A 21,183-nucleotide genomic window follows, 5' to 3' on the forward strand; every position below is an offset into this window, starting at 1 on the left:
TCATAACTTATTTTGGAACTTTTTGATTTTAGAGGAGGAACAGAGATGATCCCGTTAATCAATTTAAAACGCCAGTTTCAAACGGTAAAACAAGATATTTTACAAGAGTTTGAGCATGTGTTGGACAGCGGCCAATATATATTGGGGCCGAAGGTTGAAGAGCTGGAGAAAAGAATAGCCGAAAAGCTTGGTGTAAAAGAAGCGGTCGCGGTCGCCAACGGAACGGATGCATTAGTGCTGACGCTCGAAGCTTTCGGTATCGGCAAAGGGGATGAGGTCATTACGACGCCGTTCACTTTTTTTGCGACCGCTGAAGCTGTCTCAAGGGTGGGGGCTAAGCCGGTGTTTGCTGATGTTGATCGTGAAACCTGCAACCTTGATCCGGAAAAAATAGAAGAAAAGATCACCCCTGCTACTAAAGCGATCATTCCCGTCCACATTTTCGGACAGCCGGCTGATATGGACGAGATCATGGCGATTGCCAAAAAACACGGACTGCTTGTGATTGAGGATGCCTGCCAAGCGTTCGGCGCTTCATATAAAGGGCGTCCTGTCGGCAGCATCGGGGATGCCGCCTGTTTTTCATTTTTCCCGACAAAAAACTTGGGAACGTTGGGAGACGGGGGAATGGTGACGATTTCAGATCCGGATGCGGCCCGGCAATTAAGAACACTCAGAACCCATGGCACTAGCAAAAAATACTTCCATGACAAAATCGGTTTCAACAGCCGTCTTGATGAATTACATGCCGCTGCTTTGCTCATTCTTCTTGAGAAAATCGACGGCTGGAATGAACAAAGAAGAAAAGTTGCCAGCCGCTACAGGGAAGGTTTGAAAACGGCGGAGCATCTCACACTGCCGGCTGAGAAAGAAGACCGCACACATATCTATCATCTCTATTGTATCGGCGCAAAAGACCGCGACGAATTCATTCAATCGCTGAAAGAGCAGAACATTCATTCTGGCGTGTATTATCCTTGCTGCCTTCATTTGCAAACGGTCTATTCTTCATTGCAGTACAAAAAAGGCGATTTCCCTATAGCCGAGTCCTTGTCCGAAACCCTTTTCGCGATTCCGATGGATCCTTTTCTAGCCGCTGAGGAACAAGAGCAAATTATTTCCGCGCTGCTGAAAAAAGGAGGAGGGGGAAAGTGACGGTTCATTTCGGTTTAATCGGCTGCGGCTATATGTCAAGAAAACATCTTCAAGCACTGGCCGGGTGCGGTGATGCAAAGTTGTCGGCCGTCAGTGATTTGCAGGAAGAACGGATGAAGGAGGCGGAACAATACTATGCTTCCTTCGCCGGGGATGAAAGCCGAATGACCCATTATCAGCAGTATCAAGCGCTGCTTTCAGATTCTAAAATAGAAGCGGTCATTATTGCGGCGGTTTCGGGACTGCACGCCGAAATGGCCAAAGCTGCGCTGCAGGCAAGCAAGCACGTCATCGTCGAAAAACCGATGACCTTGTCATTACAGGATGCCGATGAGCTTATAGAACTGGCGGAACAGAACGGGCTGAAGCTCATGGTCTGCCACCAGATGCGCCACCGGCCGATCATGAAAAAACTGAAGGAAACGATTGAGAGAGGAAAACTGGGAAGGATCTACTTAGGCACAGTATCGCTTCGCTTAAACAGGTCACCCGCTTATTATGAAGCGGCAACCTGGCGGGGAAGCTGGGAAAAAGACGGCGGGATGCTGGTCAATCAAGGGATACATCTGATCGATCTGCTGCAATGGTTTTTAGGTAATGTAAAAGGCGTTTACGGAGATATACTGGGCGGTTCCGGAGCAAAAGAAACGGAAGATGTTGCTATTGGTGTTCTGACGTTTGCCAGTCAGGCGAAAGGAGTAATAGAAGCGAATATCGTCACACAGCCAAACAATATCGGAAGCTCTCTCTCGATTTTTGGAGAACATGGAACGATCTCATTGGAAGGCCCGACCTTAAACCGGATCAGCCGCTGGTATATCCACGGGGAGAAGGATGCTGCTGAAGAAGCGGCGCAGCTGATTGATCTCAGCGGCGAACAAACCGCTATGTATCAAAACTTTATAAGCGCCGTCAAGCGCCAAGACACACTATTGGTTGACGGCTATGAAGGGAAAAAGGCGATTGAAACGATTTTTGGAATCTACCAGTCTGTGCTGCAGAAGCAGCCGGTGCAGCTGCCTCTTTCTTCGTTTCAAACATCTGATATGAAAAATAAATAGGTTTTGATTTGGTAGATCGTCCCTTTCAAAAAAAGATTTAAAACATAGTTTATTAAAGGAATGTACAGAAGGGGCGATTTGATAAATGAGCAAACAGGAAATGCATAACGAAACGATAGCGGTCATCGGCTTGGGGTTTGTCGGTCTGCCCTTGGCCATGTTGTTGATATCAAAAGGAATTCGGGTTATCGGTGTTGATTTGGATAAAAAGAAAGTCGAGGCATTACGGAAAGGGAACAGCTATATTTCAGATATCAACGATCAAGCGGTGCAGGACGGAATAGGCACCGGTTTCTTTCGTCCTGTTTCGGACTACGGTTTAATCGGCGAAGCGGATGCCGTCATCATCTGCGTACCGACGCCGCTGAATGATGATGCGGGTCCTGATTTGACTTATGTGAAAAGAGCGGCGCAATCGATTGGAGGGCACTTGAAAAAAGGGCAGCTCGTTGTGTTGGAAAGCTCGACATATCCGGGTACGACAAGGGACATCGTCAAACCGATCCTCGAAGAAAGCGGCCTTGTATGCGGAAAGGATTTTTATTTGGCTTATTCTCCAGAACGCGTTGATCCGGGCAATCAATTTCCGATTGAAGTCGTGCCGAAGGTAGTGGGAGGCGCGACGGAGGCATGCCTTGAAAAGGTGCATCAATTATACAGCGGCATTTATGAAGAGGTTGTGCCTGTCACATCGCCTGAAACAGCGGAGCTGACAAAGCTGCTGGAAAATACGTACCGGTTTATTAATATTTCATTCATTAATGAATTCGCGATGATATGCGACAAGCTCGGGGTGAATGTATGGGAAGTCATCGAGGCGGCAAGCACGAAGCCGTACGGCTTTGCGGCGTTTTATCCAGGTCCCGGCATCGGCGGCCATTGCATCCCCGTCGATCCGCTGTATTTGCAGTTTGTCATGAAACAAAGCGGTTTATCGAGCGACTTTATCGAGCTGTCGGAAGCGACAAATGATAGAATCGTCCGCTATATCGCAGAGCGTTCCTTGCAACTGGCAGGGAAAGATAAGGCGACAGACGCCCGCATTTTAATCTATGGCGTCACCTATAAACGTAATATAGCGGATGTCCGCGAATCAAAATCGCTTGATATTATAGAGAAGCTGATCGGCATGGGGGCTGATGTTTCCTACCATGATCCGCACGTTCCGGAACTCGACCTCAGCGGCAAAAAAATGGCAAGCATGCCGATAGATTCAGAGATGCTGAAAGCGTACGACTGTGTTGTCGTTTTGACCGATCATGACGCACTTCCGAAAGAGCTGTTACTAAACCATGCAACCGTGATATTTGATACAAGAGGCGTGTTGAGAGAAGCAGCAGGAAAAGCGAAAGTCATCCAGCTCGGAAACGGGTGCTCTTGACGCCAATTTTTTTCCGCGACTCACGCCCAGACCCGTTCGGAATACAATAAGTTAAAACAAGAACGTAAAGGGTGAGGGCCGTGTGGATCGGAGTTTTGTTGATGGTCTTTGGAATTGGGATCAGTATTTTTGCCGTCAGTCTGATTGTCAGCTATTTGTTTGTTATGCCGAACAGGAGCACATATGAAGAAACCTTTTTCAGCGGACTCAAACACGGCGAGATCATCGATGATGTGTTTGAGTCACACGACAAAGAAGAGCTGTTTTTGACGGCGGGGGATGGATGCCGGCTGCATGCGCTGCTTTTTCCCGTTCAAAAGAGCAGGAAAGTCGTCATCGTTTCCCACGGCATCAAGTGGTCGCTGTTTGGAGGGTATAAATACGTCGAGCTGTTCCAGTCCATCGGCTACAATGTTCTGCTTTGCGACAGCAGGTGCCACGGATTGAGCGGCGGTTCACACGTTTCTTACGGATTTTACGAAAAGGACGATTTGGCGAGGTGGGCTGACGAGCTTGAGAACAGGTTCGGCAAAGACCTTTGGATCGGAGTGCTTGGCGAATCGCTAGGAGCCGCGGCTGCCATCGAGCTGATGAAACAGGACAGGAGAATCAAGTTTTGTATTGCCGATTCCTGCTTCAGCGATTTAACAGAGCTATGCCGCTTTCAGCTGAAAGCCGCCGTCAAATTGTCCGTGCCGTTTCTCATCCCGTTGGCAAGCGGGCTGATCAAACGGCGCCATGGCTGGAGCCTTGCCGACATATCGCCGGTCAGCAATCTTGAGCAGTCAGACACGCCGCTGTTTATCATCCACGGCACAAATGATCAGCTTGTTCCGCCGGAAATGGCCAAAAGCCTGTATGACCGGAAAAAAGGGATAAAGAAACTGTATTTGATTGAAGGCGCGGGACATGTCGGCGGATTCCGCCACGATCCTGAAGAATACTTAAGCAGAATCAAAGACTTTCTCTTGAAAATCGAGCCGGCCAATTAGCCTTGCGATTCCAGCATTTCAGCGGCAGCCGATCGTTGGCGCGCTTCCTTGATTTTGCCGGCATAGGAAGCTCCCCAATTCATCATTTGACTGATGATCGGAATCAGCGTCTTGCCGAACTCAGTTAAACTGTACTCGACTTTCGGGGGAACCTGCTTATAAATCGTGCGGCAGACGATGCCGTCGCGCTCAAGTTCGCGAAGCTGGAGGGTCAGCATCCGCTGTGTCACGGCGGGAATTAAACGACGCAGCTCATTAAAGCGTTTTTTATCATCGATCAAATGATACAGAATGACGCTTTTCCATTTGCCGCCGATGATATCGATCGTTGCTTCCACCGGGCATGAATAACCGTCCGGTGTTTCGCATGCCTTCGGATTCTTGTTCATTTTCCTCTCTCCTTAGTATAAAAAATGATACTATGCCACAAAAATGTGCGTACTTTCTTATTGCTATTATAATGATTAGAATGAAATTAAGAAAGGAATATAAACTATAGACAAAAGGAGAGAACAGAACATGACACAGCAATCCAAGAAGCAGGAGATTCTTGACGCATTCCAATTTAGACACGCGACAAAAGAGTTTGATCCGGACAGAAAGATATCAGACGAGGATTTTCAGTTCATTTTAGAAGCGGGCAGACTGTCGCCAAGCTCTGTCGGCCTCGAGCCGTGGAAGTTCGTCGTCGTCCAAAATAAAGAGCTGCGTGAAAAACTGCGCCAGGTCTCATGGGGCGCACAGGGACAGCTGCCGACAGCCAGCCATTTCGTTTTGCTGCTCGGACGCACGGCTAAGGAAATGCGGCATGATTCCGGGTATGTTGCAGATCAGTTAAAGCATGTGAAAAAAATGCCGGAGGACATCATTGAAAATATGCTGAAAGAAGACGGCGTTCTGAAAAGTTTCCAAGACGGCGATTTTCATTTGTACGAAAGCGACAGAGCGATGTTTGACTGGGTATCAAAGCAAACGTACATCGCGCTAGCCAACATGATGACGGCGGCCGCCTTGATCGGTATTGACTCCTGCCCGATTGAAGGCTTTAACTACGACAAAGTCCACGACATCCTTGAAAAAGAAGGATTGTTGGAGGACGGACGCTTTGACATCTCGGTCATGGCCGCTTTCGGTTACCGCGTGAAAGAACCGCGTCCGAAGACGAGACGGGCGCTTGATCAAATCGTGAAATGGGTTGAATAAAAAAAGTGCGGTTCTGCCTTTAGCAGACCGCACTTTTTTATTTAGATTTGGAGTTTGCGCCGCTTCCTTTGGTAAAGGTACAGACCGCTTCCGGATATAAGCAGCAGCAGGCCGAGCATCAGCCAATGATAGGCGTTTGAAGCGGTGTCAGGCAAAAACCCGCCGTTTGAACCATCTGAAGGTTCATTTCCGTCATCTGACCCGCCGCTGCCATGACCGCCTGATCCGTCTCCGCCGCTTCCGGCGCCGGGCGAAGCAGGGGGTTCACCGCCGCTGCCGCCATCCGGACCGTCATCATCGCCTGAACCCGGCGGAAGTGAAGGAGACCCGGCATCTTTGTCATTCATCACGGTATACTCGCTGAAATGGTCGACATAGCCTGCAACGGTACGGCCTTTCGTATAGCCGTTTGTCACTTTTGTGAAGCTGTTGTTTTTGCGGTCGACATAATAGACGCTCAAATGTTTGTCAGGAGCCTCGACTTGGAAAAACAGTCCGACAGGTTCTTTAAATGTGCTGACCGTTTTTCCATTCTGCTGAATGTTGAAATCATATACCTTTGTGACCGCCTGTTTGATATTCTTGGCGATTTTGATGCTGATTTTAGTCTTTTCGCTTGCCAGATTAACGGCTGGAAGCTGCATCGCAATGCGATCGTTTTTCAGGGTGATACTTGGATCATCAGTTCTTTCTTTGACAAGATCAGTCTGTGCTTTTGTCATATTCAGCTTGATGTGGTCTTTTTCTGTGTCAGGGAAATAAGCAATCACCTGATTTGCGTTTTTCGCGTATGTTTCGAACGGTTTATCCGCAAGCGTCCAAGTGCCGTCTGTCTGACGGTCAGGAAGGAACACTTCTGTGATTCTGTTTTCGATGTTCGGTGAAACAGAATCGTACAAGGCAAGCTGCTCTGTAAAAATGTCGTAATCGGTAAAACCGAGATCGACACCGTTTTTCGCTTCTTTAAAAACGGAATAGCCGTCTCCGCCGCCGCCCATGAAGTTATTTGTAGCCACACGGTAGGTTTTGTCCAAATCGAGCGGAACAGCATCCCCTTTGTCATTGACAAGGTTCACATCAAGGATGCGCTCACCTTTTGGCTTGCTCAGTGTAAATGTGAAGGATAAACCCGCGACATGCGGAAACGCGCCTCCGCCTTCTTCGACTTGGCTCACCCCGTGCTCAAGCGCTTCTTTGATTTGCGCACCCGTCAAATCAGCGGCATAAAGGGTGTTGCCGAACGGCATGACCGTCAGCACATCGCCGAGTGTGATGTCGCCTTTGGCAATACCGCTTCTGATTCCGCCGCCGTTTGTGATGGCGATGTCAGCCCCGCCGGCTTGTTTTGCTTTCTTCAGCATGCCGTCCGCGATAAAATTGCCGAGGTTGGTTTCTTTTGAGCGGACATGCTCGCGTTTTCCGTCAAGCGGGACATCGGAATAGCCTACTTTTTTCTTCTTCAGTTCGTCAATATCTTCTTTAAAGCCGTCAAGCACTTCTTTCGCTGGAGGATCTTCGTCCACTTTGCCGTCAATCGCGATCAAATTGAACCTTGATTGATCCGTTTGAACGACGCCTTTCTCATCAAACACAACATCGACCCGTCCTAAAAACTGCCCGTAGTCTTTCACTTGGGCGACGATTGTCGGTTCTTCGCTCTCCACCACTTTTAAATGATCGACGAGTGTATGCGTATGCCCGCCGATAATCAAATCGATGCCCTTCACTTTTTTGGCCAGCTCCAGATCCCGGTTGTAGCCGAGGTGGGTGAGGGCGATGATTTTGTTGACCTTTTCTTTTTCTTTCAGTTCCTTGACCGTTTTCTCCGCTGACAGATAAGCGTCATGGAACGCAATGTTCGGTCCGGGGCTTGACGTATATGACGTATCTTCCGTCGTCAGGCCGAATACGCCGACTTGCTCGCCATTTACATTAAGCAGAATATAAGGATAGATGCCGCTTTCTTTCTTTTCTCCCGCTGTTAAGAGTGCAGGCTCTTTTTGAAAGCTTCGCAGCTGAGGCTCCTTTGATACATCGACATTGGAGCTGACGATTGGAAAATCGGGCTTTTCCAGCTGGTGTCTGTTTAACGGATCGACGGCCGCATTGTTTCCGCTCAGAAAGTCTGCGAGCACTTTCGGCCCTTTATCAAATTCATGGTTGCCGAAGGTCATGGCGTCATAGCCCATCATGTTCATCAGCTTCAAATCGGCGAGTCCGTTCCATTTTGTAAAATACAAGTCACCGGAAAAGACATCGCCGGCATCGAGCAGCACATTGTTTTCTGCTTCACTGCGGATTTCTTTCACTTTGGCAGCGCGCCTTGCCGCTTCATCAAGGTGGGCGTGCGTGTCGTTCGTGTGCATGACTGTTAACGTCCAGTTTCCATTATCAACCGGAGGCTCTGTACCTTCAAAGTTCAGCTTATAGACGCCATATCCGCTGTTTTCGGATTCTCTGACAAAATCGATGTCCTTCGCTTTTTCAGCAAACGGTTTGGCGAGGAGAGAAGATTCGAATGTCACATCGGCTCCTTTAATCGGAGCGATCGACCAGTTGTTATCGGCGGCAGGATTGACCGTTTTCTTTTCCATGATGTAGTTCATGAGCACCTGCCTGTTTTCATCAGCCGCCGCATAAACGACTTTGTCCTGCGTCAGATGCGGGAATCCGCCGCCCCCGGACGCGCGGTAATTATTTGTGACCACAAGGAATTCCTGATCGTCGCGGACGGCTTTTCCGTTGTAAGACAACTGTTTGACGCGGTTGGCCTGCGGATTTTTCACCCCGCCTGACGCATTGTATTTTGCCGGTTGTGTGACATCGACCTGGTAGGTCACACCGTCAATGACATCGAAATTATACGACCTGAAATCGGGGTTGAGGAGCGCCTGTTCACCCGATTTTGAAGGGTCGATCTGGTTGAACTGCCCGGCCGACATTTCGATCCAGTCCTTCACTTCGCTTCCCGTCAGCTTGACGATATAGAGCGTATTGTCGTACAAATACAAATCGCCGATGTTTTTGATCGCAAGGTTTCCTGCTTTAATGTTTGTATAATAATCAGCACCGTTACGCCCTCCTGCTTTAAATGGCGCGCCCGCTGATAAAATCGGCAGGTTTTCGTATTCCGTTCCCTTCATGACATCTTCCGCATACCATTTTTGTGCGTCTGTGACAATCTGAATCGAAGGATCGTCTTTTACTTGTGCGAAAAAGCTGTTAATATCAGCTTCCGTTTGGCCAACCGGCGCCCGGACGTATTCAAGCGTTTTTTCGTGTGTGTCTTTAATCGTGGAAACGACGGTTTCGTGTCGTGACGTCACATATCCGGCAATCGCTTCCGTTTTTGCGCTGGCATCTTTCACTGTCCATTTGCTGCCGTCCTGTTCAAGCTGCATATTGATGATTCCTAAATGGCTGCCCCAGTTTTTCGGCATGACGACAGGGATGCCGTTGATCGTTCCTTTTTGATTGTCGATCACGCCATTTCCTGGATAGTCGGTACCGGGGAACAGACCGTGCTGGTGTCCGGAGATGATCGCATCTATTCCTTCCGTCTTGAGAGCCAGGTCATATACGGCGTTTTCTGCTCCCGCCGCCTGTCCGCCATTTTCAATTCCGGAGTGGGCGATCGCAATGATCACGTCGGCGCCTTCTTGCTTCATTTTCGGAATCGTTTGTTTCGCTGATTCGGTGATGTCCTGCACCGTGATTTTGCCGTCCAGATGCTTTTTATCCCATGTTAAAATCTGCGGCGGAACGAAGCCGATGTAGCCGACTTTAAGCTGGTGCTTTTGGCCGCTTTCATCCGTCAGCGTCCGCTCTTCAATATGATATGGCGTATATTTGTTCTTTCCGTCCGATGTTTTTATATTGGCATTGACAATGGGAAATTCGGCGCCTTTTATCGTGCCGTCAAGGAATTCAAGGCCATAGTTGAATTCGTGGTTTCCGAGCGTGCCGGCGTCATAGTGCAGTTTGTTCATGACATCAATGATCGGGTGTGTTTTCGTTCCGGAGATAATTGCTTCACGTTCATGTTTGAAGATATATTCCCCTAGAGGGTTCCCTTGAATTAAGTCGCCGTTGTCGACAAGAATCGTGTTCGGATTCCGGCTCCGGTGCTTTTCGATCAGCTGAGCCGTGCGGACCAGTCCGAATTCTGCCGTCTCTTTGTCGGCATAGTAGTCATAGTCCATGATATGGGCGTGGATATCTGTCGTACCCAGGATGCTGAGGTTGATCAGCGGGTGTTCATTTGGTTCTTCTGCATATGTCTGGGTGTTTGGAATGAGTAAACTGAGTATCATCACTGAGGTTAGCAGAATACGGAGAATGTTTTTCCTTGAAAACCGTCTTTTCTGTATTCCCACCATTTCTCCACCTTTCAGATTAGAGTAACAATTTCTATTGTAAGAACTTTTTGTAAAGTTTTGTAGAACTTTCGTTGCGAATATTGTAAACACTCAGAAAATGATTCCAAAGTCTGTCCCTGTCTGCCGGGTGACTTAGGTACTTTGTCGCGAGGAACGTGTGGATGTTTTATTTAGTGTGGCAGGGGGAAATGGATTTATGTAGACAGAAGCTTTTGGGAGGGTGATCAATATGAGCAAAAACATTGCAGTTGTTCTGACAGATTACTTTGAGGATTCGGAGTATACCGAGCCTGCGAAAGCGTTCAAAGACGCCGGGCACCAGCTTACGGTTATTGAAAAAGAGAAAGGCAAAACGCTGAAAGGCAAGCAAGGCGAGGCGCAAGTGGAAACAGATGCGTCCATTGATGAAGTCAGCCCGGCCGATTTTGACGCGCTGTTGATTCCGGGCGGATTTTCGCCGGATATTCTCAGAGCCGACCAGCGTTTCGTATCGTTTGCGAAATCCTTTATGGATGACAAAAAACCGGTGTTTGCGATCTGCCACGGCCCGCAGCTTTTAATCACCGCCAAGGCTCTGGACGGACGCAGTGCAACAGGCTACACATCGATTCAAGTCGATTTGGAAAACGCCGGGGTTCAATTTAAGGATGAGGAAGTTGTCGTCTGCCAGAACCAGCTTGTCACAAGCCGGACGCCTGACGACATCCCTGCGTTTACACGCGAATCTTTGAAGCTGCTCGGCTAATGAAAAAGACCGGAATAGATTTCCGGTCTTTCAGCGTGTCGACAAACCCTCGCATTCGTTGTCAGGCCTGCGCGTCGGTGCTCACGAATTACAACATTCGCTCCGCTCCGGTGCTCGGCCTTCCTAGACTGCAAGGGTTTTCAATCACGCTGAAAGGATGACAAAATCCCAAAACTAAGAGCCGTTTTGGGATTTTGTCAACAATCTGAAAAGACCGGAATAGATTTCCGGTCTTTTTTATGTTTATTTTCGGAGTGCAGCCAGTTCCTCTGCGATTGCCTGCATTTCGCTCGGACTGAAAGATTTCTTTTTCATCACCATTTTGTGCAGGTATTCAAGATCTTCAAGCTTTTCATTGCTGAAGGCTTCAGCTTTGATGACGCCGATGTTCAGCATGTTTAGTTTTTGCGAGATCTCTTCGATCATTTTGTTCAACTCGGCTGTTTTCTGCTCTGACAAGAAGGCACATCCTTTCTCACTGATTTTGTAGTCTTTATTGTAACAGAATTAAGCGAGAAGAAAAGGACGGCTGTCAAAAAGCATCTCCGGTTTAAACGGATACGCTGTTTTGCTTTTCCGCTTTTTCGGCTTTGATTTTGGCAAGGATCTGTTTGGACTCATAGATGACAATCCCTGTCAAACCGAGCAGGCCAATCAGGTTCGGTATCGCCATCAGACCGTTCAGCATATCGGCGAGCGCCCAGACAAAGTCATTTTTAAAGACCGCTCCGAAAAAGACGGCGATCACAAAGATGACACGATAGACGATCGCATATTTTTCATTCAGCAGGTAGGTGAAGCATTTCTCTCCGTAGTACGACCAGCCCAAAATCGTCGAATAAGCGAACAGCAGCAGTCCGATCGCAACGATTGTCGATCCCGCAGGGCCGAGAAAATGTGCGAATGTCATCGATGTCAGCGCATCGTTTTTTTCTGTCAGATACATGTTTCCCATGACAATCGATATCCCCGTAATCGAGCAGACAATCAATGTGTCGATGAAAACCTGGGTCATAGAGACAAGCGCTTGGCGAGCCGGCATATCAGTTTTTGCCGCGGCTGCCGCGATCGGCGCCGAGCCGAGCCCTGCTTCATTTGAAAATACGCCCCGCGCCACGCCCCAGCGGATCACGGTTCCGATCGCGCCTCCTGCCACGGCCTGGCCGGTAAACGCGTCAGAAAAAATTAAACCAACCGCGCCTGGGACAAGTTCAAAGTTTGTGACAAGAATGATCAACCCGGCGATGACATAAAATAAAGCCATGATCGGCACGAACAGCGAGGTGACTTTGCCGATGCTTTTAATCCCACCGAGAATAACAAGTGCTGTAAAAATCGTGACAATGATGCCGGTTACCCAGGCAGGCACAGAAAATGTGGAGCTCATGACTCCGGATACAGAATTTGACTGAACCATATTGCCTATTCCGAAAGCGGCAAGCGCCCCGAATATGGCAAATAACACACCAAGCCACTTTTGCTTGAGGCCGTGTTCCAAATAATACATCGGGCCGCCTGACATTTCGCCGTTTTTGTCTTTCACGCGGAATCTGACGGCAAGCACCGCTTCGGCATATTTCGTCGCCATTCCGAAAAAGGCGGCGAGCCACATCCAAAACACGGCACCAGGCCCTCCGGCAATGACCGCTGAGGCGACACCGACGATATTCCCGGTACCGACCGTAGCGGCAAGGGCAGTCATCAACGCCTGAAAGTGGGAAATATCGCCTTCGGAGGATTTATCCTGATGTCTTGAAAAGGCAAGCTTTAATGAGTAAGGCAAAAGTCTGATCTGCAAAAAAGCCAGCCTGAAAGTCAAATAAATACCTGTTCCAACAATGAGGATCAAAAGCGGAGGTCCCCATAAAAAACCGTTCATTGTATCTACAATATGTGAAATAAAATCCATAGGCGAAATATCCCCCTTTAATTTTGTGTCTAACTAGAATATTCTGAAAGTTTGTTAGATTTGTCAATAGCATTGTCATCTTTTCTTCCCAAAGTTGAAAAAAACAAAAAAATCTTTAGTATAAAAGCAAAAGTGTTTTTTCTTTCTGAAATGTGGGGAAAGAATAGAGGAGGCTCTTGTTTGATGATCAAAGTGCTATTTGTCTGCCTCGGCAATATTTGCCGCTCTCCGATGGCAGAAGCTGTATTTAACGACATGCTCAAAAAAAGCGGCCTGGAGGACCGAATTGAAGCCGATTCGGCGGGGACAGGGAACTGGCATGTCGGAAAACCGCCTCATGAAGGCACACGGTCGCTGCTATCTGCAAAAAAGATCAACTGCGAAGGCCTTTACGCGAGGCAGATTACCGACAAAGACCCGGAAGCGTTCGATTATATCATCGCGATGGATGCCGAAAACGCTGGCCATGTGAGAAGCCTTGCCGGCTACGGGAGCAAAGCCGTCATCCGGAGGCTGCTCGACTATGTCGAGGACTGTGAGACGGCAGATGTTCCTGATCCATACTACACCGGGAACTTTGATGAGGTGTACGAACTCGTCGCGAAAGGATGCAGCGAATTGCTAAAGGACATTCGAAAAGAACACAAATTATAAAAAAACGAAGGGAGAGATTTTTTATGAAAAACGACCGCGTTTTCATCAGAAATATCCTCCTCGGCGCTTCGGTCGGGGCGGTTATGTCACTGCTGCACAAACCGACCAGAGAAGCGTGCGGCGCAAAGCTTGACGCGTGCAAAAACAAAGTCCGCCTTTACCGCGCAAATCCCGGAATGTTCACCGAATGCGTGAAAGAAAAAATGGACGAAGCCAAAAAACTGACCGCTTCCATATCGGACGATTTAAGCTTCTTAAATCAACAGATGAAAGAACTGAAAGAGACGACGCCAAAAGTGATCGGTCTGATCGAGGAAACGAGGGATCACTTCACAGCTAAATCCAAAGGGCGTACGGAGCCGGAAAAAGAATGAGCTTTTTGAAAGAGCTGGCTTGGCGTTTTTTCCTTCATGAAGGGCCGAGCAAATCGGCGGAACTTGCCTACTTTTTCCTGCTGTCCCTGTTTCCGTTTATGATTTTCCTATTGACTTTGATCGGCTACCTGCCTGTCAAAACGGGCGATGTCATCGGGCTGATTGAACAGTATGCTCCAGAAGACACGATGTCCGTTATTGAAGAGACGCTCAATACAGGAAACAGGGGCCTGCTTTCTTTCGGGATCATCGCGGCGCTCTGGTCTGCGTCAAACGGATTGAACGCGATTGTCAGGGCTTTTAATCATGCTTATGAAGTGGAGGAAAACCGCTCATTCATCATGGTTCGGCTGACATCACTCCTCCTGACCGCCGCGATGGTTTTCACCATATTGGTCGCGCTTCTTCTTCCGGTATTCGGGAGGGCCATCGGCCATTTCATCGCCAATCTGGACGGTACGCCGGAAATGTTTCTAGCGGCATGGTCAGCGCTCCGCTGGGGAATCAGCCCGCTTGTGCTGCTGATCGTCTTTACGGCTTTATACTTTTTTGCCCCGAATAAGCGGCTGTCATTTAAATTCGTGCTTCCGGGAGCCGTTGCAGCGACAGCCGGCTGGATCCTCGTCAGCATGCTGTTTTCATACTACGTCAGTGAATTTGCAAACTACAGCGCAACATACGGAAGCCTCGGCGGCATCATCGTCCTGATGATCTGGTTTTATTTAAGCGGAATGATGATTATTCTTGGAGGGGAGATCAATGCCCTTTTACATAAACGTAAAATCATTCCTGAAGAAAATCCGCGGAAATGAGCAATCTATAAAAGAACGTTTCATGAGTTCAAAAGCGGAGGGATCATCATGACAAAACACACGAAAAAAGGCGGCAGCCATAATAAACAAAATTCAAAGCAAAGTTCGAAAAACAAAACGAGCGGAAGCGCCAACGGACAAAACGGATATCATTAAAACTGCCTGACGTTTTCGAAAAGGCCGGCTGCCTATAGTAAGCAGCCGGCCTTTTTTACATTGGCGCCGCCTCAGATTGTTCGAGAGCGCCGTTTTTCTTCGTTCTGCCAAAGAGCACCCCGATCCAGATCAACACCATCACGATTGTAATCAAATAAAACAGATTGCTGTTATGAAATGTCTGCATATACCAGCCGCCGGCAACCGGGCCGAAAATGCTTCCGAAGCTGAAGGTGATTCCGCACATCAAGTTTCCGGCCGGGAGAAGGCGTTTTGGAAGCAGGTCGGCCATAAAGCTGATGCCGAGTGAAAAAGTTGATCCAACAGCCATTCCGGCTATGAAAAAACATGCCGCAAGCAAGGGGACGGAATCGGAAAAGCCCGCCGCAAAGAAGCAGCCTGCCCCGACAGCCAATATAACAAGGAGCACATTTCGTCTTCCATACTTGTCGCTCAACACGCCGAGCGGATACTGAAAGACGATGCTTCCGATCGCAAAAGCCGGAAGAATAATTGATAGGCCTTCGACGGAAATGCCCGAGCGGAGCGCGTAGACGGGAAAATTGCCGTTCAGGGCGGTTTCCAAAAAGCCGTAGCCGAATGTTGGCAAAAACGCGACCCATCCTAGCAGAAAGGCTTGGACGAAGCGCTTCAAGCTGTTATCGCTGCGGCTTTCAGAGCCGCTTTTCTCAGGAAAATCGTTTTGAAGGCAAAAAATAAACAGCCACGCCAGCAGGCTGAATGCACCTGAGACGATAAACGGCAATGACGGGGCAATGTTGACAAGCGGCGTTAAAAAAGGACCGGCAGCAAATCCCAAACCAAACGAAAGGCCGTACAAAGAGATATTGCGGCCGCGGTTTTTTTCAGACGATAATGTGGTCACCCAAGTTTGCGTTGAAAAGTGCAGCATATGATCCCCGATTCCAATCAAGAGCCGTAAAAAGAACCAGACGATAAACGACTGAATAAAAACAAAGGCGAACAAACTCGCGCACACCATCACCCCGCCGATGACGATCAGCGGTTTAAAACCGAGCCTGCGAAGCGGTGCTTCCATAAACGGCGAAGCGATCAGGACGCCGATGTAGAGGCCTGTCGCATGAAGACCGTTCAGCGCAGCCGAATGGCCTTCCTGTTCGAAAATAACAGAGATGACCGGAAGGAGCATCCCTTGCGAAAAACCTGATATACTGACAATCAAAACGAGAATGAAAAAGTGAAATCTAGTCATCGGCCGATTCTCCTTATCCGTAATCCTTCTTTGATCGTACAACTTTCACAAGTTTTTAGGCAAGGCGATTTTTCTTTTTCTGTCAAAAGAGGTGTGAATCATGGAAATCGTGTGGAATCAGAACGGCTTTGAGGCCGATCTGGAATATGGAAAGCTTAAGATATCAGGCAATGAAGAAGCAGGATTCAGGCCTTATCAATTGCTGGCCGCTTCGATTGCGGCATGCAGCGGAACCGTTCTTCATAACATATTGGAAAAGAAAAGGATACAGCTGAAAGATATGACCATCGAGACAAAAGAAGAACGCATTTCCGAAGAGGCGGGCCGCATCAAAAGCATTCATCTTCACTTCATATTGAAGGGAGAAAACCTCGGTGCAGAACAAATTCAAAAGGCGCTGAAAGTAGCGATGAAAAATTGTGCCATGGTGAGGTCTGTTGAAAACAGCATCAAGATCATCGAAACATTTCAGATTCGCTGATGTTTAAAAACCTGCGTTAATGCGGAATAGATCAGTATGCTGTATATAAACTGAAAAGTTCGCACAAAAATAACCTACACCAAAAAAGAAAAGAGGAATGAAAAATGGGCCGTTTTTTCTTTTGGATGATGGCTGCGGGAGTTCCCCTTTCTGTCGCAGGGAGCATGTTGCATTGGCCGCAGGTTTTATTGTTCATCATATACTGCCTGACGATTATCGCGCTTGCAAGCTATATGGGAAGAGCCACCGAAAGCCTTGCGATTATTGCGGGTCCGAGGATCGGGGGCCTTTTAAATGCGACGTTCGGAAACGCCGTTGAGCTGATCATTTCGATCTTCGCGTTGCGGGAAGGACTGATCGGCATTGTGCTCGCATCGCTGACAGGATCTGTCCTCGGCAACCTTCTCCTGGTCGCCGGCCTGTCGTTTTTCATCGGGGGCCTGAAATATAAGCGCCAGGAATTCAACGTGTATGATGCGAGACACAATTCAGGTTTGCTCATGTTCGCGGTGATTGTCGCTTTCGTCATCCCTGAAGTATTTTCAGCCGAAATGACAGAGCCGAGGAAGTTGTCGATGAGCGTCGGCATCAGCACCATCATGATTTTGCTTTACCTGGCCGCGCTTTATTTCAAGCTTGTCAGCCACCGCGGGGTTTACCAGACGAATCAAAATGAGCGGGAAGAATCGCATGAAGAGCCGGAATGGTCGGGAAAGAGGGCAACATTGATTTTATTTTTGGCGACCATTGCCGTTGCCTACATTTCCGAGCACCTCGTCCACACATTTGATACGGTGGCCGAACAATTCGGCTGGTCGGAGCTTTTCATCGGGGTCATCATTGTCGCGATCGTCGGAAACGCGGCAGAGCATGCTTCCGCCGTCATTATGGCCTATAAGGACAAAATGGATGTCGCAGTTGAAATTGCGATCGGATCAACGCTGCAGATCGCGATGTTTGTCGCACCCGTTCTTGTGATCAGCTCTTTGTTTTTTCCAGTGAGCATGCCGCTCGTCTTTACCTTGCCGGAACTCGTCGCCATGGCTTCCGCCGTCCTTTTGATGATCGTCATTTCAAACGACGGGGATACGAACTGGTTTGAGGGCGCGACATTGCTGGCTGCTTATATCATCATGGGAATCGGTTTTTTCCTTCTTTAAAAAAATGGGGATAAACGGAGAGCATCCGGAAAACAATAAGAGAAAAGAAACAGAAAGAGTGATAGTATGAAAAAGCTTTTGTGTTTTACGCTAACTGCGTTTTTATCCTTTAGTTTTTTCGCTGTACAGGAAGCTGATGCAGCCAAGCCGATCAAGATTCCAAGCTCTGTCACGAATATTTCCAAAGAGAACACATACCCTAACGCCTCCCAGGATCAGCCGAGGCTGCAGCCGAGCGAACTGGCCGAAGAGCTGCTGAAAACAACCGATATCGCGATTGAAAATCCGCATCTCATCAAAATGCTGAATGAGTCAAGCATTTCCGGCACACCGCTGGCAATCGGCTACAGAGCGACGATCTATTTGGGCAGATGGGCGCTCGGGTATACCTCGAATGAAACCGTTGCGAACTGGGAATACCGCAAAATCAACACAAACCGCTTTGACAACCGGGGCGGGAAAGCACCTGCCGAACTCACGTATTCCCAGGAACAGACGAGCAAAATCAAAGGCGGCTTAACAGCGAAAGTCCCGAAAGCGGACGATGTCAAAAACATGATGATGCTTGAAGCCATGGAAAAAACAAAGCTGCCGCTCGCCTTTGAAACAGTCGTCGGCGCCGGCACAAAACGCGATCAGATTTATAAAGTGCAGCCGAAAAAGCTGGGGAATTTACACGCCTATGCACCTGCCGTCAATGAAAAAGGGAAGGTCACCTACGGTGAAGTGTACATTGTATTAAAAGGCAACAAAAGAAAGCTGGTCGTCAAAAATATCACCTCGCAAGGAATCGGCGCCTGGATTCCTGTACAGGATCACCTCACATTCGGCTTTCAGCTCAGCCATCAGCCGAAATAAAAAAGCAAGCCTTTTGCGGCTTGCTTTCAGCGTGTCGAGAAACCCTCGCATTCGTTGTCAGGCCTGCGCGTCGGTGCTCACGAATTCCAACATTCGCTCCGCTCCGATGCTCGGCCTTCCTAGACTGTAAGGGTTTTCAATCACGCTGAAAGGATGACAAAATCCCAAAACAAAAAGTCGTTTTGGGATCTTGTCAACAATCTGAAAGCAAGCCTTTTGCGGCTTGCTTTTTCATACTCTTGCTGTTCTGGAAGTAAAATCAACATCTTGATAATAGCTGTTTTTGACGAGCACATTCGGCCCGAGGCATCGGACGTGCGGGCAGTGGCAGTTGAGCTCCTTGGCAAGCTCTGTTTTTCTCCACTTCGCATAGGCGCTTGGCAGGCTGTCGGTTTGAATGTTGCCGAGCGGCGGAGTATCTCCGAAATCGGTCACGATGATATTGCCGTCAAAAATATTGACGTTCAGGCGCGATCTGCCGTCAGGGTCGTTTCTGACCGTGACATTTTTCGCTTCGCGCAGCCGCTGTAAAAGAGCGTGGTCTTCAGGATCAGGGCTGCACGCGTAAAACGGCAGGGTGCCGAACAGCATCCACGTATTTTCGTCGCGAATGTCAAGAAGGCGGTGGATCGCTTTCCTCATGTCTTGTAAGCTTAAAGATTCAAGCGCGCTTGCAAAATCGCTCGGATACATCGGGTGAACCTCATGGCGCTGGCATTTCATGTCTTCGACAATTTGCCGGTGAATATGCTCGATGTGAGGAAGCGTCCGTTTGTTGAGCATCGTCTCGGCGGATACCATAACCCCTTCATCAACAAGCGTCCGGCTGTTTTCGATCATTTTTTCGAAATAGCGCGCCCGCTGGGCATACGTCGGCTTTTTATCCATCATGGCGAAGCCGATTTCTGCAAAGTCTTCGACTGTTCCCCAGTTGTGGGAAATATGAAGCACATCAAGGTAGGGGATGATCAGCTCGTAGCGCCCGATATCGAGCGTCAAGTTTGAGTTGATCTGCGTCCGCACGCCGCGTTCATGAGCGTATTTTAATAAAGGAACGACATATTCCTTTACGGATTTTAATGAAAGCATCGGCTCGCCGCCCGTAATGCTTAAAGAACGAAGGCGGGGAATCTCATCAAGCCGTTTCAACAGAAGGCTGACGGGCAGCGCGTCCGGGTCCTTCGTCTGGAGCGTATACCCGACGGCGCAGTGCTCGCAGCGCATATTGCAAAGAGTCGTCGTCGTAAATTCAACGTTCGTCAGTTGTATATCTCCATATTGGTCAACGTCCATGTAGGCTTCCCACGGATCATATTCCGGGGTAATCGGACGAACCTGCGTTTTTTCTGTCATGACATATCTAACTCCTTTATGATAGGACATACTAATATAGCCCAACTATTCATTTTAGACCTGATCCTTGAGGCGTGCAAGTCATGGATGATTGAAAAAATGCCGTTTATAGGCTACGATAAAGGAACAAAAGGAGGAGAATCATGGGTAACGCAGTACATGACAAAGAACAGCAAGTCAATTATTTAAAAAACAGATTGGATATGTTTATGTCAGTCATCGATTCTTTAGACCCGGAATCGACCGACCTTGAAGATATTGACAGACTGATCAGCATGCTCGACGACTTGGAAGCCAAATACGAGCGCTTTAAAAAAGACTGGAAATAAAACCGCCGCATTCTTTGCCGCGGTTTTTTTGTTTTCCAAGTGTTGCTTGGTATGAAAAGCTCAGCCCTTCTGCACAATAAGAAAAAATAAAACTGGGAGCGAGAAGATGATGAAACGATTCTATGCCTTATGCTGCGGATTCCTGCTGATGCTGGCCTTCAGCGGCAATGCTGAAGCGATTTCCAACAAGGCGATCCATTGGGGCTTTTCAAAAAGCAAAAACCATCAGCCGGCAGATGCGGGACAAGAGCTGAACAGCCTTTTGCAGCAGTACGACGCCTTTTATTTGGGCAACACAAAGGAAAAAACGATCTATCTGACCTTTGATAACGGCTATGAAAATGGCTACACCCCTAAGGTGCTAGATGTTCTGAAAAAACAAAACGTCAAAGCTGCCTTTTTTGTGACGGGCCATTTTGTCAAAGATCAGCCGGAGCTGATCAAGCGAATGGCCGAGGAAGGACATATCATCGGGAATCATTCCTATCACCATCCGGATCTCACGACGAAAACAAGCCGCGTGATACAAGAGGAATTGGAATCGGTCGATGAGGAGGTTTACAAAATCACAGGCGAAAAAAACAATCTCTACCTGAGGCCGCCTCGGGGCGTTTTCAGCGAGCGGGTGCTTGAAGAAACGAAAAAGCTCGGTTATCAAACGGTATTCTGGTCTGTTGCTTTTGTCGATTGGAAAATCAATGCCCAAAAAGGGTGGCGCTATGCGTACGACAATATGATGAAACAGGCCCATCCCGGCGCCGTCTATTTGCTTCACACCGTCTCGAAAGACAATGCCGAAGCGCTTGATCAGGCGATCACCGACTTAAAAAAAGAAGGCTATACATTTAAAAGCCTTGATGACCTGATGTTTGAAAAATCTATGATGCTAAAGCCCTTTTGAAAGAAATGCCCCGGACGCTGAGACGGGGTTTTTGCTTTGAGCGGAA

20 protein-coding genes are annotated in these 21,183 nt (G+C 48.3%); 14 read left to right on the plus strand and 6 right to left on the minus strand.

Annotated features, from left to right (window positions below; genetic code table 11):
- The first annotated feature begins 45 nt into the window (after window positions 1-45).
- The 4 genes from MHB72_RS04250 (at window position 46) to MHB72_RS04265 (ending at window position 4,589) form a co-directional block, all read left to right on the plus strand.
- Window positions 46-1,155, plus strand: coding sequence for a DegT/DnrJ/EryC1/StrS family aminotransferase (locus MHB72_RS04250; protein ID WP_128822940.1), 1,110 nt, complete (start codon window positions 46-48; stop codon window positions 1,153-1,155).
- Entirely contained in the window at window positions 1,152-2,216 is a 1,065-nt protein-coding gene (locus MHB72_RS04255; RefSeq protein WP_216921126.1) for a Gfo/Idh/MocA family protein, read from the plus strand. The genes MHB72_RS04250 and MHB72_RS04255 overlap by 4 nt, the downstream gene beginning before the upstream one ends.
- 85 nt (window positions 2,217-2,301) lie before the next feature.
- Window positions 2,302-3,597 (plus strand): nucleotide sugar dehydrogenase, encoded by a 1,296-nt coding sequence (locus tag MHB72_RS04260; RefSeq protein ID WP_023855862.1) that lies wholly within the window; start codon window positions 2,302-2,304, stop codon window positions 3,595-3,597.
- A 101-nt stretch (window positions 3,598-3,698) separates the two neighbouring features.
- Window positions 3,699-4,589, plus strand: coding sequence for an alpha/beta hydrolase (locus MHB72_RS04265; RefSeq protein WP_229030035.1), 891 nt, complete (start codon window positions 3,699-3,701; stop codon window positions 4,587-4,589).
- Here MHB72_RS04265 and MHB72_RS04270 read toward each other — a convergent pair.
- Window positions 4,586-4,978 carry a winged helix-turn-helix transcriptional regulator gene (locus MHB72_RS04270; RefSeq protein WP_020450561.1) on the minus strand — a complete coding sequence of 131 codons (393 nt, stop codon included), beginning with the start codon at window positions 4,976-4,978 and terminating at the stop codon, window positions 4,586-4,588. The genes MHB72_RS04265 and MHB72_RS04270 overlap by 4 nt on opposite strands.
- A gap of 130 nt (window positions 4,979-5,108) precedes the next feature.
- On the opposite strand from MHB72_RS04270, the gene MHB72_RS04275 reads away from it, so the two are divergent.
- A complete protein-coding gene (locus MHB72_RS04275) occupies window positions 5,109-5,792 on the plus strand; it encodes an NAD(P)H-dependent oxidoreductase (RefSeq protein ID WP_020450562.1) in 684 nt (227 codons plus the stop codon).
- Between the two features lie 41 nt (window positions 5,793-5,833).
- Here the strand turns inward: MHB72_RS04275 and MHB72_RS04280 are convergent, their stop codons facing one another.
- Window positions 5,834-10,171, minus strand: a complete 4,338-nt coding sequence (locus tag MHB72_RS04280; RefSeq protein ID WP_216921122.1) for a multifunctional 2',3'-cyclic-nucleotide 2'-phosphodiesterase/3'-nucleotidase/5'-nucleotidase — start codon at window positions 10,169-10,171, stop codon at window positions 5,834-5,836.
- A 229-nt stretch (window positions 10,172-10,400) separates the two neighbouring features.
- On the opposite strand from MHB72_RS04280, the gene MHB72_RS04285 reads away from it, so the two are divergent.
- Complete coding sequence (locus tag MHB72_RS04285; RefSeq protein ID WP_020450564.1) at window positions 10,401-10,916, plus strand: type 1 glutamine amidotransferase domain-containing protein; 516 nt, start codon at window positions 10,401-10,403, stop codon at window positions 10,914-10,916.
- A gap of 243 nt (window positions 10,917-11,159) precedes the next feature.
- On the opposite strand, the gene MHB72_RS04290 is transcribed toward MHB72_RS04285, so the two are convergent.
- Window positions 11,160-11,375, minus strand: coding sequence for a DUF1128 domain-containing protein (locus MHB72_RS04290; protein ID WP_020450565.1), 216 nt, complete (start codon window positions 11,373-11,375; stop codon window positions 11,160-11,162).
- Between the two features lie 91 nt (window positions 11,376-11,466).
- Window positions 11,467-12,825 (minus strand): alanine/glycine:cation symporter family protein, encoded by a 1,359-nt coding sequence (locus MHB72_RS04295; protein ID WP_020450566.1) that lies wholly within the window; start codon window positions 12,823-12,825, stop codon window positions 11,467-11,469.
- Between the two features lie 183 nt (window positions 12,826-13,008).
- On the opposite strand from MHB72_RS04295, the gene MHB72_RS04300 reads away from it, so the two are divergent.
- From MHB72_RS04300 to MHB72_RS04310, 3 genes are read left to right on the plus strand one after another with little or no spacing between them, the layout of a single operon-like run.
- Window positions 13,009-13,479, plus strand: coding sequence for a low molecular weight protein-tyrosine-phosphatase (locus MHB72_RS04300; protein ID WP_128822952.1), 471 nt, complete (start codon window positions 13,009-13,011; stop codon window positions 13,477-13,479).
- Between the two features lie 23 nt (window positions 13,480-13,502).
- Window positions 13,503-13,853: a hypothetical protein gene (locus MHB72_RS04305; protein ID WP_020450568.1), complete on the plus strand. Its 351-nt coding sequence runs from the start codon at window positions 13,503-13,505 to the stop codon at window positions 13,851-13,853.
- Entirely contained in the window at window positions 13,850-14,665 is an 816-nt protein-coding gene (locus tag MHB72_RS04310; RefSeq protein ID WP_020450569.1) for a YihY/virulence factor BrkB family protein, read from the plus strand. The genes MHB72_RS04305 and MHB72_RS04310 overlap by 4 nt, the downstream gene beginning before the upstream one ends.
- A gap of 211 nt (window positions 14,666-14,876) precedes the next feature.
- On the opposite strand, the gene MHB72_RS04315 is transcribed toward MHB72_RS04310, so the two are convergent.
- Window positions 14,877-16,055, minus strand: coding sequence for an MFS transporter (locus MHB72_RS04315; protein WP_023855869.1), 1,179 nt, complete (start codon window positions 16,053-16,055; stop codon window positions 14,877-14,879).
- Window positions 16,056-16,155: 100 nt separating this feature from the next.
- On the opposite strand from MHB72_RS04315, the gene MHB72_RS04320 reads away from it, so the two are divergent.
- The 3 genes from MHB72_RS04320 to MHB72_RS04330 all read left to right on the plus strand — a co-directional run bounded on the left by MHB72_RS04320 (window position 16,156) and on the right by MHB72_RS04330 (window position 18,554).
- Window positions 16,156-16,536, plus strand: a complete 381-nt coding sequence (locus tag MHB72_RS04320; RefSeq protein WP_020450571.1) for an OsmC family protein — start codon at window positions 16,156-16,158, stop codon at window positions 16,534-16,536.
- 104 nt (window positions 16,537-16,640) lie between these two features.
- Complete coding sequence (gene cax, locus MHB72_RS04325) at window positions 16,641-17,696, plus strand: calcium/proton exchanger (RefSeq protein ID WP_216921120.1); 1,056 nt, start codon at window positions 16,641-16,643, stop codon at window positions 17,694-17,696.
- A 66-nt stretch (window positions 17,697-17,762) separates the two neighbouring features.
- Window positions 17,763-18,554 carry a YfkD famly protein gene (locus MHB72_RS04330; RefSeq protein ID WP_020450573.1) on the plus strand — a complete coding sequence of 264 codons (792 nt, stop codon included), beginning with the start codon at window positions 17,763-17,765 and terminating at the stop codon, window positions 18,552-18,554.
- Between the two features lie 231 nt (window positions 18,555-18,785).
- Here the strand turns inward: MHB72_RS04330 and yfkAB are convergent, their stop codons facing one another.
- Window positions 18,786-19,907 carry a radical SAM/CxCxxxxC motif protein YfkAB gene (gene yfkAB, locus MHB72_RS04335; RefSeq protein ID WP_080131283.1) on the minus strand — a complete coding sequence of 374 codons (1,122 nt, stop codon included), beginning with the start codon at window positions 19,905-19,907 and terminating at the stop codon, window positions 18,786-18,788.
- 143 nt (window positions 19,908-20,050) lie between these two features.
- Here yfkAB and MHB72_RS04340 point away from each other — a divergent pair, with 143 nt between their 5' ends.
- Entirely contained in the window at window positions 20,051-20,236 is a 186-nt protein-coding gene (locus MHB72_RS04340) for an SE1561 family protein (protein ID WP_003179806.1), read from the plus strand.
- 109 nt (window positions 20,237-20,345) lie between these two features.
- Complete coding sequence (gene pdaA, locus MHB72_RS04345; RefSeq protein ID WP_031304965.1) at window positions 20,346-21,137, plus strand: delta-lactam-biosynthetic de-N-acetylase; 792 nt, start codon at window positions 20,346-20,348, stop codon at window positions 21,135-21,137.
- The last annotated feature ends 46 nt before the right edge of the window (window positions 21,138-21,183 follow it).

The sequence above is a fragment of the Bacillus sp. FSL K6-1284 genome, from assembly GCF_038002625.1.
GTDB classification, from domain to species: Bacteria; Bacillota; Bacilli; order Bacillales; family Bacillaceae; genus Bacillus; species Bacillus paralicheniformis.

Bases quoted from the DNA above. Each gene is read 5' to 3' on its own strand.
- MHB72_RS04250 (WP_128822940.1), top strand. From the start codon at position 46: ATGATCCCGTTAATCAATTTAAAACGCCAGTTTCAAACGGTAAAACAA.
- MHB72_RS04260 (WP_023855862.1), top strand. From the start codon at position 2,302: ATGAGCAAACAGGAAATGCATAACGAAACGATAGCGGTCATCGGCTTG.
- MHB72_RS04265 (WP_229030035.1), top strand. From the start codon at position 3,699: ATGGTCTTTGGAATTGGGATCAGTATTTTTGCCGTCAGTCTGATTGTC.
- MHB72_RS04270 (WP_020450561.1), bottom strand. From the start codon at position 4,978: ATGAACAAGAATCCGAAGGCATGCGAAACACCGGACGGTTATTCATGC.
- MHB72_RS04275 (WP_020450562.1), top strand. From the start codon at position 5,109: ATGACACAGCAATCCAAGAAGCAGGAGATTCTTGACGCATTCCAATTT.
- MHB72_RS04280 (WP_216921122.1), bottom strand. From the start codon at position 10,171: ATGGTGGGAATACAGAAAAGACGGTTTTCAAGGAAAAACATTCTCCGT.
- MHB72_RS04285 (WP_020450564.1), top strand. From the start codon at position 10,401: ATGAGCAAAAACATTGCAGTTGTTCTGACAGATTACTTTGAGGATTCG.
- MHB72_RS04295 (WP_020450566.1), bottom strand. From the start codon at position 12,825: ATGGATTTTATTTCACATATTGTAGATACAATGAACGGTTTTTTATGG.
- MHB72_RS04300 (WP_128822952.1), top strand. From the start codon at position 13,009: ATGATCAAAGTGCTATTTGTCTGCCTCGGCAATATTTGCCGCTCTCCG.
- MHB72_RS04305 (WP_020450568.1), top strand. From the start codon at position 13,503: ATGAAAAACGACCGCGTTTTCATCAGAAATATCCTCCTCGGCGCTTCG.
- MHB72_RS04310 (WP_020450569.1), top strand. From the start codon at position 13,850: ATGAGCTTTTTGAAAGAGCTGGCTTGGCGTTTTTTCCTTCATGAAGGG.
- MHB72_RS04315 (WP_023855869.1), bottom strand. From the start codon at position 16,055: ATGACTAGATTTCACTTTTTCATTCTCGTTTTGATTGTCAGTATATCA.
- MHB72_RS04320 (WP_020450571.1), top strand. From the start codon at position 16,156: ATGGAAATCGTGTGGAATCAGAACGGCTTTGAGGCCGATCTGGAATAT.
- cax (WP_216921120.1), top strand. From the start codon at position 16,641: ATGGGCCGTTTTTTCTTTTGGATGATGGCTGCGGGAGTTCCCCTTTCT.
- MHB72_RS04330 (WP_020450573.1), top strand. From the start codon at position 17,763: ATGAAAAAGCTTTTGTGTTTTACGCTAACTGCGTTTTTATCCTTTAGT.
- yfkAB (WP_080131283.1), bottom strand. From the start codon at position 19,907: ATGACAGAAAAAACGCAGGTTCGTCCGATTACCCCGGAATATGATCCG.
- MHB72_RS04340 (WP_003179806.1), top strand. From the start codon at position 20,051: ATGGGTAACGCAGTACATGACAAAGAACAGCAAGTCAATTATTTAAAA.
- pdaA (WP_031304965.1), top strand. From the start codon at position 20,346: ATGAAACGATTCTATGCCTTATGCTGCGGATTCCTGCTGATGCTGGCC.